General features: G+C 59.3%; 12 protein-coding genes and 1 pseudogene. 4 read left to right on the top strand and 9 right to left on the bottom strand.

The window, feature by feature from the left end; all coding sequences use genetic code 11:
• Nucleotides 1-47: 47 nt before the first annotated feature.
• The 5 genes from C8N42_RS18145 to C8N42_RS18125 form a co-directional block, all read right to left on the bottom strand.
• Nucleotides 48-1,076: an ABC transporter ATP-binding protein gene (locus C8N42_RS18145; protein ID WP_107817908.1), complete on the bottom strand. Its 1,029-nt coding sequence runs from the start codon at nt 1,074-1,076 to the stop codon at nt 48-50.
• Complete coding sequence (locus tag C8N42_RS18140) at nt 1,073-2,101, bottom strand: ABC transporter ATP-binding protein (protein WP_107817907.1); 1,029 nt, start codon at nt 2,099-2,101, stop codon at nt 1,073-1,075. The genes C8N42_RS18145 and C8N42_RS18140 overlap by 4 nt, the downstream gene beginning before the upstream one ends.
• Nucleotides 2,102-2,123: 22 nt before the next feature.
• Nucleotides 2,124-3,092: an ABC transporter permease gene (locus tag C8N42_RS18135; RefSeq protein WP_107817906.1), complete on the bottom strand. Its 969-nt coding sequence runs from the start codon at nt 3,090-3,092 to the stop codon at nt 2,124-2,126.
• A gap of 3 nt (nt 3,093-3,095) precedes the next feature.
• Nucleotides 3,096-4,016 carry an ABC transporter permease gene (locus tag C8N42_RS18130; protein ID WP_107817905.1) on the bottom strand — a complete coding sequence of 307 codons (921 nt, stop codon included), beginning with the start codon at nt 4,014-4,016 and terminating at the stop codon, nt 3,096-3,098.
• 91 nt (nt 4,017-4,107) lie between these two features.
• The gene (locus C8N42_RS18125) at nt 4,108-5,607 is read right to left on the bottom strand and encodes an ABC transporter substrate-binding protein (protein WP_107817904.1); all 1,500 of its coding nucleotides are present in this window, start codon (nt 5,605-5,607) and stop codon (nt 4,108-4,110) included.
• Between the two features lie 568 nt (nt 5,608-6,175).
• Here C8N42_RS18125 and C8N42_RS18120 point away from each other — a divergent pair.
• Nucleotides 6,176-6,940, top strand: a complete 765-nt coding sequence (locus C8N42_RS18120) for an SDR family NAD(P)-dependent oxidoreductase (protein WP_107817903.1) — start codon at nt 6,176-6,178, stop codon at nt 6,938-6,940.
• Nucleotides 6,941-6,954: 14 nt separating this feature from the next.
• On the top strand, nt 6,955-7,782 hold the full coding sequence (locus C8N42_RS18115; RefSeq protein ID WP_107817902.1) for a sulfite exporter TauE/SafE family protein: 828 nt from the start codon (nt 6,955-6,957) through the stop codon (nt 7,780-7,782).
• 15 nt (nt 7,783-7,797) lie between these two features.
• On the opposite strand, the gene C8N42_RS18110 is transcribed toward C8N42_RS18115, so the two are convergent.
• From C8N42_RS18110 to C8N42_RS18100, 3 genes are all read right to left on the bottom strand, one after another.
• Nucleotides 7,798-8,562, bottom strand: coding sequence for an aspartate dehydrogenase domain-containing protein (locus C8N42_RS18110; protein ID WP_107817901.1), 765 nt, complete (start codon nt 8,560-8,562; stop codon nt 7,798-7,800).
• Between the two features lie 152 nt (nt 8,563-8,714).
• Nucleotides 8,715-10,385 carry a flavin monoamine oxidase family protein gene (locus C8N42_RS18105; protein ID WP_107817900.1) on the bottom strand — a complete coding sequence of 557 codons (1,671 nt, stop codon included), beginning with the start codon at nt 10,383-10,385 and terminating at the stop codon, nt 8,715-8,717.
• A gap of 53 nt (nt 10,386-10,438) precedes the next feature.
• Nucleotides 10,439-11,725: an NAD(P)/FAD-dependent oxidoreductase gene (locus C8N42_RS18100; RefSeq protein ID WP_107817899.1), complete on the bottom strand. Its 1,287-nt coding sequence runs from the start codon at nt 11,723-11,725 to the stop codon at nt 10,439-10,441.
• Between the two features lie 177 nt (nt 11,726-11,902).
• On the opposite strand from C8N42_RS18100, the gene C8N42_RS18095 reads away from it, so the two are divergent.
• Entirely contained in the window at nt 11,903-12,883 is a 981-nt protein-coding gene (locus C8N42_RS18095) for a LysR substrate-binding domain-containing protein (RefSeq protein WP_107817898.1), read from the top strand.
• Between the two features lie 2 nt (nt 12,884-12,885).
• On the opposite strand, the gene C8N42_RS22110 is transcribed toward C8N42_RS18095, so the two are convergent.
• On the bottom strand, nt 12,886-13,011 hold the full coding sequence (locus tag C8N42_RS22110; protein WP_281261423.1) for a hypothetical protein: 126 nt from the start codon (nt 13,009-13,011) through the stop codon (nt 12,886-12,888).
• A gap of 200 nt (nt 13,012-13,211) precedes the next feature.
• Between C8N42_RS22110 and C8N42_RS18090 the strand changes: the two are divergent.
• A pseudogene (locus C8N42_RS18090) lies at nt 13,212-13,768 on the top strand (IS21 family transposase); the annotation flags it as partial.
• Nucleotides 13,769-14,016 lie beyond the last annotated feature (248 nt).

The following is a 14,016-nucleotide window of genomic DNA, read 5'->3' as shown; positions in this document are numbered from 1 at the left end:
TAAGCGCCCCTTCTCCGTCCGGCTTTCACTTCGGAGATCAATGGAAATCAATCTGTGGAGACATGCCAACAGGCCGCCCAATGCCCACCGCGATGCTTGGCGAAGGGCGGCGCCTCCCTCTGGCAATGCCCGCCGGATTTGTCACAACAATCGCGATATCGGCATCCCGGCCCGGACAGGTTCAACTCCGGTGGACGATGCGCCTCAAGCGCGCAATCGCCATTGCGTCGCAGCGCCGGATCGGGTTCCGGCACGGCGGACAAAAGCACTTTGGTATAGGGATGCTCGGGCGTGTCATAAAGCGCATCGCGCTCCGCCATTTCGACCATATGCCCGCGATGCAGGATCGCGATGTCATGGGAAATATGACGCACGACAGAAAGATCGTGGGCGATGAACACATAGGTCAGGCCAAGCTCCTGTTGCAGATCCTGCATCAGGTTCACCACCTGCGCCCGCACCGACACATCGAGCGCCGAGACCGGCTCGTCGGCGATGATGAGCCGTGGTTTGAGCGCCAGCGCACGGGCGATGCCGATCCTCTGACGCTGACCGCCAGAGAAGCCATGCGGGAAACGATCCAGCGCATCGAGCGGCAGGTTCACCAGACGCATCAGCTCGCCGACCTGATCACGGGCTTCTTCCAAAGAGGAGACCAGCCCATGCACCAGCAAAGGCTCAGCGATGAGTTCGAGCACTTTCATGCGCGGGTTGAGGCTTGTGTAGGGGTCCTGAAAGATCAGTTGAATGTCACGGGTGAGACGGCGCAGCGCCTCGCCTTTGACATTGGAAATATCCCGACCGTCGAAAATCACTCGCCCCTCGGAGATCGGCAACCGCCGCAGGATGGCGCGCCCGAGGGTCGATTTGCCAGAGCCGGATTCTCCCACAAGGCCAAGCGTCTTACCCCGCTCCAGATCAAAGGTGATATTGTCGAGCGCCTGGATTTTCTTTGGCGGGCCAAAGGGCCGTTCGCGCTCCCCATCGAAGGTGACGCCCAGACCGCGCACAGACAGGATCGGCATGTCGGCTGCGACGGCATGATCCGCCTCGAAACGATTGGATTGATCGGTCATCGCGCCTGCCCTCCTGTCGGGCTTTCGGACGGCTCGCTCCAGGCCGCCACAGAAGGTGTCCAGCAAGAGACCGAGCCGCCTTCGGGCGTGGCTTGACGCGCCGGTTTTTCATCGCATTGACGCGAGGACACCGGACAACGGGATTGGAAGGCACAGCCTTTCGGCGGGTGCAACAGGCTGGGCGGCGCCCCATCGATGGAAATCAAACGCGCGCGCCGGTCATCGAGCCGCGGCGTCGAGCGGATCAGCCCCTGCGTATAGGGGTGCTCGGCATGGTCGAACACGGTTTTCGCCGTGCCCGCCTCCACGATAGAGCCTGCGTACATCACCGCGACCTTTTCACAAAGCCCGGCGACGATGCCCAGATCATGGGTGATCAAAACGATGGACAGCCCCATGGATTTCTGAAGATCGGCCAGAAGATCGAGCACCTGCGCCTGAATGGTCACGTCCAGTGCCGTCGTCGGCTCATCCGCGATCAAAAGCTCTGGCTCACAGGCGATGGCGAGCGCGATCATCACGCGCTGGCGCATCCCGCCGGAAAATTCATGCGGATATTGCCCCATGCGCCGTTTGGGTTCTGTGATGCCCACAGCGTCGAGCAACTCGACCCCGCGCGCGAAGGCCTTGTCTTTCGAAAGCCCCATGTGACGGCGCAAGACCTCGATGAGATGCGCCCCGATGGTCATCAGAGGGTTGAGCGAGGTCATTGGATCCTGAAACACCATGGAGACGGATTTGCCCCTGAGCTTGCCCGCAGCCTTCTGCCCCTCACGGGTCAAAAGCGACTGGCCCTTCCAAAGGATGTCGCCCGAGGAAATCCGCCCCGGAAGACCGATGAGCCCCATGATCGCCTGCGCGGTCACGCTTTTACCGGAGCCGCTTTCGCCCACGAGCGCCATGGTCTCGCCGGGCATGACGGAGAAGGAGACCCCGCGAAGCCCCTGAACGAGCCCTGCCATCGTGTCGAATTCGACGCAAAGATCACGGACTTCGAGGATCGGTGTCGGATGTGCGTTTGCCATTGTTATCGTCCTTCTCTACCCGTCAGGCTTTGGTGCGGCGCATCTTGGCGGCGCGGCCCCGGGCGTAGCGTTTTTCGCGCTCGGCAGGCTCGGTGGTGACACGCAGCCAGTTGGCGAAAAGATTGATGGAGAGCACCGTCAGCGCGATGGCGAGGCCCGGGAAGGTGATCGGCCACCAGGCGATCATCATGTAATTCTTGCCGCCCGCCACATCGAGGCCCCAGCTGGTCGCCGGAGGTTGCACCCCGAGGCCAAGAAAAGAGAGCGCCGCTTCGGCGAGGATGATATTGGTGAATTCCAGAATGCCCAATGTCAGAAGCGGTGCGATCAGGTTCGGCAGGATGTGTTTGACGATGATCCGCGAGCTTTTGCAGCCGATAACTTCGGCGGCTTCGATAAAGGGCGTCTGGCGCAGCGACATCACGATACCGCGCACGACGCGGGTGTAGATCATCCAGTTCGAGAAGGCCAAAACCACGATGATTGTCGTGGTTGACGGGCCGATCACGGCCACAAGCAAGAGCGTCAGCAAGAGACCCGGAAAGGCCACCTGAACATCGACGATGCGCATGATCACGGCATCGGTCAGGCCGCCCTTATAGCCCGCAATCAGTCCGGCCATGACGCCGAAACTGCCCGCAAGAGCAACGACAGAGACCGACACCAAAAGCGAGGATCGCGCACCGTACAGAAGCCGTGAAAGAATGTCCCGGCCCAGCATATCGGTGCCCAAAAGGTGCCCCGGCGCGCTGCCGTCCATCCAGATCGGCGGTTTGAGCCGCGCCATGACGGATTGCGCGGCCGGATCATGCGGCGCGATCAGCGGCGCGAAGAGCGCAACGAGCACCAGAAGGACAAGAAAGGCGAAGCCCGCGAACCCGGCCTTGTCACGCCATAATTCGGAGAGAAAGCGCCCGACAGGAGCGAGGGACATGAGCAGGCCTTGTTTCAGGGATGTGTCAGGAAGAGAGGAGGTCGAAGTCACGGTCATGGCTCAGGCGTCCTTGATGCGCGGGTCGATCAGCTTGAACAGCACATCGAGCAGGATATTGACGATCACGATGCCGACCGCGACGACGAAGACGATGGCCTGAAGCAGGAAGAGATCGCTTTGACCGATGGCTTTCATGGCGGTGAACCCCAGCCCCGGCCAGGCGAAGACCGTCTCAACGACAACCGTATACCCCGCCCAGGCGCTGATCACTTCCCAGCCCGCAAGGGTCAGAACCGGCACAAGCGCATTGCGCATGGCATGTTGGAACAGCACCCGAACAAAAGGCAGGCCACGCGCCTTGGCGGTGCGGACATATTGCTGATTAAGCTCGTTGATCACCGATGAGCGCACCAGCATCATGATCCGCGCCATCGCAGGAACGGCAAGCGTCACCGCAGGTAGGATCAGATGCGCCAGCGTCCCCGTCCCCGAGGTCGGCACCCAGCCAAGCCCCACCGCGAAGATCATGATCAGCAAAAGCCCGAGCCAGAATTGCGGGATCGACAGGCCGGTCAGGCTCAGCCCGACGATCAGACGATCGAAAAGCCCGTCCGGTCGCACCGCCGCGATGGCCCCCAGAGGAATGCCGATCGCCACGGCCAGAAACATACCGGCCCCGATCAGTTCAAGTGTCTTCGGAAGCTTGCCCAGCACCACATCAAGCGCGGGCTTGCGTTGCCAGATGCTTTCGCCAAAGTCGAAAGACATCAGATCGCCGATGAAGGCGAAGAATTGTTGGTCGAGCGGCTTGTCCAGCCCGAATTGTGCCTCAAACGCCGCGCGCTGCGCGTCAGTGGCGGAGAGCGGCAACATGACCTTGGCCGGGTCTCCAATCAGCCGCGTGGCAATAAACACCACAATCGTTACACCAAGCACCACGAGAAGGCCCTGAAAAGCTCTTCTCAAAATGAACGTCCCCATAAGTCCGCCCCATATCGTCTGTATTTGCGTGGGACAGAGCGGACGTGCCGCTCTGCCTGCGAAAGATATGCGTCTCAAAATGCGTGAAGGATCACTCGGAGACGGACATTTCCTTGACGAGAAGCTTCGCGTCGATACGCGGGGTCCACTCAAGCCGTTCGCTCAACCCGTAGATGTCTTCCTGGTTGAGAAGCGGGGCGAGATAGTCGAGATCATAGGCTTTCTGCGTGATCTCGGCATAAAGCGCCTTGCGCGCCTCGACATCGGTTTCAGAGCGTGCCGCCTGAATTTGCGCCGCCATCTCTTCGTCGACATTGGAAGCATAGCTGGCGTTATATTCGAGCGTTGCGGTCATCGGACGGTCCGCATCCAGAAGCTCGTCCGAGTTGGTCACGAAAATCGCGTCGGGACGGTTTTCCTTGTCGAAGAGCTGATTGAGATATTCGCCGAATTCCTCGATGCGAATGTCCACCGTCAGCCCGATCTCAGACCAATAGGCCCCGACCGCCTCGATCAGCTCGCGGTCCTTGAGCCAGCGCCCGGATTCTCCCACAAGCGTGATGGTCTTGCCCGTAGCCCCGGCCTCTTCGATCAGCGCCTTGGCGGCCTCAGGGTCATAGTCGTATTGCGGCAGGCTGTCGTTGAAGCCAAAGCTTTTCGGGTTCACGATCTGGCCATAGACCGGGACCGCATTGCCGACGAACAGACTTTCGGCCAGAGCCTTGCGGTCAATCGCGAGGTTCAGCGCCTTGCGCACTTTCGGGTCTTCCATCACCGGGTTGGCCGTCGACAAAATGAGCGTCGAGGTTTCAAGCCCCTGCGTGGTAATCGCTTGCGGGACGGCTGCGGCAAATTCGGGGTAGAGGTTGCGGATCACATCCAACTCACCGGCCATCAGCCCCGAAAGCCGTGTCCCCGCCTCGCCGATGAACCGATAGGTCACGTCGTCGATCTCGGGCGCCTCACCCCAATAGGCATCGTTGCGCACCAGGGTGATCCCCTCACCCGGCGCCCATTCCGAGAACATATACGGCCCGGTGCCCACAGGTTCCCGGCCAAAGCTTTCGTCCTCCGCATAGGTCGCGGGCACCATTTTCATCCAATACATACGCGCGGGCAGCACGGGGTCAGGCGCGGTTGTTTTGATATGCACAGTCAGATCGTCCACCGCTTCAGCGCCCTCGATGGTGCCGAGATAGGCGATTTGTTCCGAATTGTAGTCGGGGTCGATAATGCGCGCCACAGAGGCGACGACAGAGGCCGCGTTGAACGGCTCACCGTTGGTAAAGCTCACATCCGGGGTCAGCTTGAACTCCCAGGTCAGATCGTCGATCTGCGTCGGCATCTCGGCGGCGAGCCCCGGAACGAGGGTCCCGTCCTGCGTGCGTTCGAGAAGAGTTTCAAAAATATTGTCCGTGACCGCGCGCTCTGCGCCGTCATCGCGCTGTTGCGGGTCAAGGGTGGTTGGCTCGGATCCGATCGCGATCGTGATGCCCGCGGCATGGGCGGGCAAAGCCGCTCCAAGCAAGAGCGTAGAGACGAGCGCGCGCGAGAGCGCGGCACGAAGTGCAGTACGATGAAGTGCGTTCATTTATTTTCCCGTTGGCTAAGGCGTCTGTCCCGATTTTTCGGGTTCTTCTCAATGAGTGTCGACATTCCCTGATCTCAGCCTATGGAGCGGGCGAAAACCATGTCAACGCCCGGCAGAGCTTATCTCGTCAATCTCGGCCAACCACAGTCAAACGAGACCTATTCGCACAATAATTGATCGCACCTCGCCTGTTTTATGGACGCATTACTGAAGCTGAATTCATATTTTGGTATTCTGAATTTTTAAAAACGTCTCATGAGACGCAGTCATCTCACTCAATTCCAGCCCAAATAGAATCGCAGCTCGATAGGTCAAAAATGAATTTTAGCCTATATTTATTGAGAATTAGGCATTCACTCTACAGATTCCACACAGAAACGCCGCCAAGCGTCAGAGGTACTTGCAGATCACTTTAGTATACCATATACAAATTTTGAGTTGAGACATTCCCAAACTCATACTCAAAGTCACGCCGCGCGTATTGCAAGGTACGAAAACGGGGTCTGCCCCTCCCTGCCCTGCGCGCGGCGTGCGCCCTGACACGGGCCAAGAACGGAACAAAGACATCATGATCGACACCAAGAAACGCACCCTGATCATCACTGGCGCAGCCAGCGGCATCGGCGCAGCCATCGCACGCAGATGCGCAGGTCCAGAGACAAACCTGATGCTGCACACCGGCAAAAACGCTGAGGCCCTGACAGCCGTCGCGCAAGACTGCACCAGCAAAGGCGCCAAGGTTACCACCGCAATCGGCGATCTGGCCGATCCTGCGATCCCGGCGCAATTGGTCTCACAGGCCCGAAACAGCTTTGGCCAGATCGACCAGATCGTCAGCAATGCTGGCAAAGCCTCCAAAACGCCCTTCGGCCAGTTCAGCCATGACGATCTGATGCGCGATTTCGCCATGATGCCGGGTGCTTTCGCCGGGCTTGTCACCGCCGCCCTGCCGGATCTCGAGGCCTCGCCCTGGGGCCGCGTCGTCGCGATCAGCTCTTTCGTTGCGCATGTTCATGGCAAGGCGGGCACGAGTTTCCCGACCACCTCCGCCGCCAAAGCCGCGATAGAGGCGCTTGTCGATGCGCTCGCCCTGCAACTCGCCCCGACCGGCACAACCGTCAACTCCGTTGTCCCCGGCTTCACTCGAAAACAGGGCGGCGGACATCTTGCCGTCAGCACCGATACGCTCTCCGCCGCGATGAACGCCACCCCCACAGGTCGGCTGACCGAACCCGATGACATCGCCGCCACCGTCGCCTTTCTTTTGTCGCATGAGGCCGCCCAGATCACCGGCGCAACCCTTCATGTCGACGGCGGCTTGACCTTGGGCTAAGGGCGGACGAGCTGATGACCGATCTAACGCTTTACCTGCAACTGGGCGCGGTGCTTATCGCGACCGGGTTTGTCGCAGGAATCATCGCGGGCCTTCTGGGCCTCGGCGGCGGCATTGTCCTTGTCCCCGCATTTTACTTCCTGTTTTCCACCATGGGCTATGAGAGCGCTCATCTGATGCAGGTCTGTGTCGCCACCTCTTTGGCCACCATCGTCGTCACCTCCCTGCGCTCCGTGCAATCGCATCGCAAACGCGGCACAGTCGACATGGAGATCCTGCGCACATGGGCACCGGGCATTGTCATCGGTGCGGTGATCGGAACTTTGGTGGCCACACGCCTGTCCTCCCATGTCTTGCTGGCGATTTTCGGCGTTCTCGGCATGGTGGTCTCCGCGCAAATGGCCTTTGGCGGTCCGAAAGAAGCCCCGGACAGCCATCGCCTGCCGGGCGAACCTGTGCGCTCTGCGCTCAGCTCCGGCATCGGTTTTTTGTCCGTTCTGATGGGGATCGGCGGCGGCTCTTTCGGCGTTCCGGTTCTGACCCTTTCCGGCCTGTCGATGCATCGCGCCGTCGGCACGGCGGCGGGATTCGGTCTTTTGATCGCCCTGCCCTCGACCGTTAGTTTCGCGCTGCATGGCTGGACCCTGACCGACAAGCCGCCGTTTTCGCTCGGGTTGATCAACATACCAGCCTTTGCCGCCACCATCGCGATGACCTTGATTTCGGCCCCCATGGGGGTCGCGCTGGCGCATCGCCTACCGGCAAAAAAACTCAAACGCATCTTCGCCGTGTTTCTGTTCCTTACGGCCGCGCGCATGTTGATGAAAGCTTTCGGACTTTAGAAACGGTACCGGGCCTCACGCGATGCTAACGCCCGATCCTCCCAAAAGGCGGCGCACCGAACCCACGGCAGAGCGCGGCGTATAGGCGCCGCTCACCCCGCCAAGCGCTTGGGACGCCACACGAATATCCCATTCAAGACCCTGGCCTTCGACATGGATCACATGTTCCATCGTCGCCTTACCCGGCTCCGCGACCACACGACTTTGCGTCCGATCAAACCCGATCCCGGCCAGCGCAATGGCGGCATGAACGTTGACGTTGCGTGGGAATTGCAAACAGGCCTCCCGCGCCGATCCTTCGAACAGCGCCCCCTGCGCATCTTCGGCAAGCCCAAGGCTAGGTCCACTTTTGATCGTCGTGATGGTCACTTGCGTGATCACATCGCGTCCGTCAGCCAAACCGTCTAGCGCCATGACCGCGCCATGCGGCACGAAAAACCTTGTCCCCGCCGCCTCACATGCCGCTCGCACGGCCTGTTCGGTCTCCGGCCGTGAAAGCGCCGTGCAACTGAAGGCGCAAAGATCGCCTTTGGCGAGGATCGTAGCACCATGGGCATGGATCACCTCCGGCACCGCCGCCTCGATCACAAGATCAACCTCCTGCGCCAGAGCTTCCGACATGTCAGTGAGGATCAGACCCTCCGGCACCCCCTCGGGGCGTGTCCGGTCGGCCAGCATATAAACCAGCTCCACCCCCGCCATATCAGCCAGCGCATCATGAATGGCGACACCGATTTTCCCGGCACCAATAATGCCGATTTTTCGAGAATGAGAGGTCATGGGTGGGCGGGCCTTTTCATCTTTTATCTACAGCTGAAAATATGACAAAATACCAATTTTTGTCAATTATTACAAAGCTTTTAGAAGATTTCATATTGCACTTATTTGAGGCACTTATTAGGCGCCAGCCTCTGCTTTTCACATTTGAGGCGTCACCCCTCCAAGGCCACAGGTCCCTGTACGTCATAGACATCCCCCGGCCCCGGATTGGCCGGATCTGAAGCACCGCCAAGATGCGCGACAATGCCCCAGACGGCGTTCAACCCGGTTTGAACAGCCCCCTCGACCCAAGCAGGCGTCCAACTCACACTGTCCCCCGCGAGGAAAATGCCACGCTGTTCCGGCGGCATGTCCTGTTGCATGAAATGGCTATAGACCCGGTGATTGTAGCGATAATGGCCCGGCAAAGCACCCTTGAACGCGCCCAGGAAATTCTCATCCGCCTCCCAGCTGATACATTTGGGCACGCCACGAATATGGCGCGCGACATCCACATTGGGATAGATTTTCTTCAATGATTTCAAAGCCAAGTCCACTCGTTTTTCATCACTCAACGGCAGAAGCTTGAGCGCATCCGTCATCCAGGAATAGGACAGACAGATCGCCGCGGGTTGATCCGGGCCGTTGTCGAAAAAATAAGTGCCACGGGTGATCCGGTCGGTCAGGGTCATCGACATAACGGGCCGCCCGGTTTGCGGGTCCGTGTCGGTCCAAAATGGGCGATCGACCATGACAAAGGTCTTTGCCGCCTGCATGTAGCGGGTGCGATCCAGCGCCATCCAAAGCGGTTGGGCAAAAAGGTTTTCGTCCACATCCATGGCGGTGGTCAGAAGATGGCTTTGACAGGTCACCAGAACCGCGTCGTATGCTCCTTCGTTACCCCATTGATCGCAGATATTCAGCGACCCCTCGGTGGATTTCCGGGAAATTTTCGTGACTCTTGAACGAGTTGCGCCGCCATGCAAAGAGGCAAGCGAGGTGCCCTCCGACCAATGCGCACAGGGCGGCTCCGCCAGCCAAAGCCGACGCAGCAGGCTTTCGACACCGCCCACGACATAGCGCTGATCGTCATCGAAGCCGAGCAGATTGACCCGCAGAATTTCAAGCATCGAATTGGGGAAATCCGAATCCCACCCCCCGGTGCCAAAACCCACCTGACCAAACACCTCGCGATGGCGAAAACTAAGCGCCTGAAAGGCCTCGGAACTCGTAACGAAATCGTAAAACGTGCGTTCATCCCAGGCGGCAACAATGGGATTCCACAGCGATTTGACCCGCGCGGCGTCCTTGGCCCGAATGGCGGTTTGCAACTCGGTGAAGGCGCCCCCCTCATCCAACGCACGCAAATAGGCGTCGGAAATTTCCTGATACAGCCTTGGCAAGTCACTCAATTCACGTGCAAAAATAGTCTCCCCTTCGAGATCGACCACGGTCGATCCGGCCGCCTTGGTCAATGGGTTCGGAAAAGCGCGCGTCTCAAGCCCCATCAGATCGAGGTAGTGGTAAAACCCTGCCGAAGACACCGGGAACCGCATCCCCCCCATCTCCGCGATCACCGGCGCACGGCCTTCGAACCCCGTGCCATCGAACACTTCGGAGCGGAGGCGTCCACCAAATCGCGCAGCCTCGTAAATCACGGGTTTCAAACCGATTTTCATCAACTCATAGGCGGCGACAATGCCCGCCGCTCCCGCCCCGATCACCGCCACCTCGGTCCCAAGAACATCTTTCGGCACAGAGCCAAGACCCGCCGGATGGGCTAGCCAGTCGTCATGGGCAAAGGTGAAATCGGGACCGAAAGCGGTCAGCGGCGGTAAAGTCATAGTATGGTCTTTCTGGTCAAGACGGTCGGTAAAGCGTCGGAGTTTTGTTGGACTTATGTCGGTCCCCTGGGCGAACGGAACCGCGCAGGCGAGAACGGCAAAGCATCGCGCCGTGGCCTGCGGCCCTCGATCAGATCGGCCACGATCTCCGCCGTCGCTGGCGCAGACGCAAGCCCGATATGACCGTGTCCGAAGGCATAGAATACATTGGGACTGCCGGTGGCGCGGCCGATCACCGGCTTGCCGTCCGGCAATGACGGGCGACAGCCCATCCAGCGACGAAGATCGTGCGCCTGCCCCCTGAGCGCCGGGTAGCTGCGTTCGAGATGGGCCAGCAAGACGTCAGCTCGCGCCCAGTTCGGCGGCGCATCGGGGGACGCAATTTCGACCTGCCCAGCCGCGCGCAAGCCCCCCCGCGTCGTCACATTGGCCATCTTTCCGTCCTGCGGCATTACCGGAACATCGAGATTAATGGGCGCATTGGCGATTTCCACATGATAGCCACGCTCGGCAGCAAGCGGCACGCGGTCGCCCGCCTGTCGGGCAAAGGGCGCGGAGGCAATCCCCGCCGCAATCACCACATCCGTGCAGGGCACATCTCCGCCTTCGCACCGCAGCCCGCGCAAACGTCCCGCTGTCAGATCAAGCCCCAAAACGCGATCCCGCCTGATCTGCGCACCAGCGCGCGTGAGATCATGCGCCAAACCTGCCACATACCCACCCGGATCCACGCAATAGGCACCCTCCCCGATCAGGAGGCCAAACCGGTACTCCGGGGCCAGATCCGGGGCCAAGTCGCGCAGACGCGCGCTGTCGCACTCTTGCATGACAACGCCACAGTCGGCTCGAAGGTCCCAGCTTTGCCGCTCGACCAACCATGCGGCGCGATCCTGAAAGGCGTAAAGCAGGCCGGTCTGTCGGATGAGCTCCGGCAGCCCGGCGCGCGCGGCAAGATCGGCATGGCGCAAAGGGGCGTCCCGGAGCAGAATGTTCAGCTCATGCGCGATGCAAGATACTTTTTCGGGCCGATTCCCGGCGCACAGAAAAGCCAAAAGCCAGGGCAGCAATCTCGGCAGATCGCGCAGCCGCACAGAGAGCGCGCCGGTCGGATCAAGCAGCATCTTCGGCACCTGCCGCCAAAGCCCCGGCCCGGTCATCGGAACAACAGAGGCCGGGCTGATGAACGCCCCATTGCCATAGCTTGCGGCCTGCGCGCCTCCCGGCACACCGGGATCAATAAGGCAAACACTGTGACCTTCGGACAGGAGCCGCTCAGCCACACAGAGCCCGATGATACCGGCCCCGATCACGGCGATCTGTTTGGCATGAAGATTGATCATGATGAAAAAACAACCTCACACGGTAGAGCGACGCGCATAAAGCACGGCCCGCGAGACTCGTTGGGCTTATTTATTATGAAGACATTCTGAAAACACTTTGCCAGAACGGCAAAAAAAGGGAAGGATGCAAAAAAGCATTCCTTCATGAGTTTTACTCATTAGAAAGTCCTCTCTCAGATGCGCCGTTTTATCCCTTCTCTCGCAGCTCTCGAATGTTTCGAAGCCGCCGCCCGGCATCTCAGCTTTACCCATGCCGCACTGACCCTTGGCATCACGCAAAGTGGCGTCAGCCGACAAATCGCCGCCCTTGAACACTTTCTCGGCCTCAAACTGTTTGAACGCATCGGATCACGTCTCGTGCTAACGGAGGTGGGGGAGGCCTATCTCAGGGACACTCATCGGCTTCTCTCGGAGCTTGAGACCTCGGCAATCGACGCCGTTCGCGGACAGAGCCTCTCGGACGCTTTCACCATAGAGGCACCGGCTGGCTTTGCGCTCCATTGGCTGATCCCGCGCCTGCCACGCCTACGGGACACGATGCCCGACGTGTTGATCGAAATTTGCATGAAAGACAACAGCTTGCCACCCCATGAAAGCCATGCCGATCTGATGATCCGCCGAGGCGCAGGCACATGGCGCGGCGTTCGGGCGGAGCCGCTTGCGTCCGAAAACCTAACCGTGGTCGCATCGAAAGAGCTCGCCGATTTGCAGAAGTCTCTGGGCACATTGGATTTCGAACGGCTGCCGAGTTTACAAAATGCCACCCGGCCTGATCTTTGGCTGACATGGTTGCGGAGCGCGGATATTCCCTACAAGGGGGCAATCAAGGGACCCCGTTTCGACAACAGCGCAGCCCTGATCACGGCGGCTAGGCATGGGCTCGGTCTGGCGTTGGTTCCCAGAACCTATGTGATAAGCGACTTGGAAGACGAGCTCTTACATGAGCCTTTCAAAGGAAAAAGCCTCAGCATCGAGAGCTTTTGGGCGCTGAGTTCGGCACATTTGCCGCGACATCCTCAGAGTTCACGAGTGATGAGCTGGCTCAAAAGAGAAATCCCGTTGACGTCCAAAGATCAGCACGGGACAGGTGAGACAGGAGATGTCGATACGCCCCTCTTCGAAAACGCCAGTATATCGACGGACATCGCACATCCCTAAGCTTAGATGAGTTTGCGCGCCATTTTTTCCGACGCATCAATCAGGCTCAATATGACATCGTTCAAGGGTGCGTCATGCAAATGCAACGCGCCCATAGGCATCGGCGGCGGCAGATCGAGCACCTGCACCTGAACGATCCCCCGCCCCTGCATCTGCCTCCACGACTACGAGAGCGAAGTTAAAAGCGAAGTTAAGAGTAAATGACGGCACAAATCTGTTGATTTCCGCTGAGAAGTGACCCGGTAGGCCCCAAAATTTTCACTGAGAATTGACCCATGTGAACACATTGCCCTGACGGTTTCAGTCGGGGAGATATGGAGTGATCGACATGGGATTTTTGAGTGTCATTAGACGTTGGGCATTGCGTGATAAAATGCCAATTCGCGAGATTTCCCGACGTACGGGACTGTCTCGCAACACCATCAGAAAGTATCTGCGCGAGGGCGCGGTCGAGCCGAAGTTCAAGACGCCGGCCCGGCCGAGCAAGTTGGATCCGTATGCGGATCGATTGTCGGCCTGGCTTTTGGCACACACGCGCAAGTCGCGCAAAGACCGACGAACCGTAAAGCAGATACATGAGGATCTGGCCAAGCTGGGTTACGATGGGTCCTACGGACGTATGGCGGCTTTTGCCCGGGCATGACGGGAGGATCGGCTTCGCACAGCCGCGCCTTTCTGCTACGGGCTTATCCGCTTCAGGCGCACGAGATGTTATTCGATGCCCATTGGCACGCCTTCCGCGTCTTTGGTGGCGTGCCGGGGCGGGGCATCTACGACAGTGAGGCATTGGCCGCCACTGGTTCGAGGCCATGCCGAACAAAGACGGCAGTGGACCGCGTGGGACGGGGCAAACAGCGCGATGTCAATGCACGGTTCAAGGCCATGCATTGCCCGGCAGGCGAATTGCAAAGCAATTCTGCCGAGAGGGGCCAGCCACTACGTCTTTGAGACTGATTTTGTCTGACGTCAGCACGTTTGGGACAGATTTGAGGATTTGAACAACGGAGGGTTTCTGGTTCATCGTAGCCTTTAAGGAGCGAATCTATGGACGCCCCCTGCGCAAGGTGTTTTTCAACTTCGGTCCCAACGGCATTGGATGCGTGAATCTATCCGGCCTTTTGCGAAGCTTACCT

Origin of the sequence: Celeribacter persicus (assembly GCF_003050785.1) — a bacterium.
Classification (GTDB): Bacteria; Pseudomonadota; Alphaproteobacteria; order Rhodobacterales; family Rhodobacteraceae; genus Celeribacter; species Celeribacter persicus.
This window is presented reverse-complemented; position numbering and strand designations above follow the sequence as displayed.

What these genes read in the sequence shown, in the direction of transcription:
- C8N42_RS18115 (WP_107817902.1), top strand. Translation starts at nt 6,955, where the DNA reads ATGACCGATCTAACGCTTTACCTGCAACTGGGCGCGGTGCTTATCGCG.
- C8N42_RS18110 (WP_107817901.1), bottom strand. Translation starts at nt 8,562, where the DNA reads ATGACCTCTCATTCTCGAAAAATCGGCATTATTGGTGCCGGGAAAATC.
- C8N42_RS18145 (WP_107817908.1), bottom strand. Translation starts at nt 1,076, where the DNA reads ATGACCGATCAATCCAATCGTTTCGAGGCGGATCATGCCGTCGCAGCC.
- C8N42_RS18105 (WP_107817900.1), bottom strand. Translation starts at nt 10,385, where the DNA reads ATGACTTTACCGCCGCTGACCGCTTTCGGTCCCGATTTCACCTTTGCC.
- C8N42_RS18120 (WP_107817903.1), top strand. Translation starts at nt 6,176, where the DNA reads ATGATCGACACCAAGAAACGCACCCTGATCATCACTGGCGCAGCCAGC.
- C8N42_RS18130 (WP_107817905.1), bottom strand. Translation starts at nt 4,016, where the DNA reads ATGGGGACGTTCATTTTGAGAAGAGCTTTTCAGGGCCTTCTCGTGGTG.
- C8N42_RS18095 (WP_107817898.1), top strand. Translation starts at nt 11,903, where the DNA reads ATGCGCCGTTTTATCCCTTCTCTCGCAGCTCTCGAATGTTTCGAAGCC.
- C8N42_RS18140 (WP_107817907.1), bottom strand. Translation starts at nt 2,101, where the DNA reads ATGGCAAACGCACATCCGACACCGATCCTCGAAGTCCGTGATCTTTGC.
- C8N42_RS18125 (WP_107817904.1), bottom strand. Translation starts at nt 5,607, where the DNA reads ATGAACGCACTTCATCGTACTGCACTTCGTGCCGCGCTCTCGCGCGCG.
- C8N42_RS18135 (WP_107817906.1), bottom strand. Translation starts at nt 3,092, where the DNA reads ATGACCGTGACTTCGACCTCCTCTCTTCCTGACACATCCCTGAAACAA.
- C8N42_RS18100 (WP_107817899.1), bottom strand. Translation starts at nt 11,725, where the DNA reads ATGATCAATCTTCATGCCAAACAGATCGCCGTGATCGGGGCCGGTATC.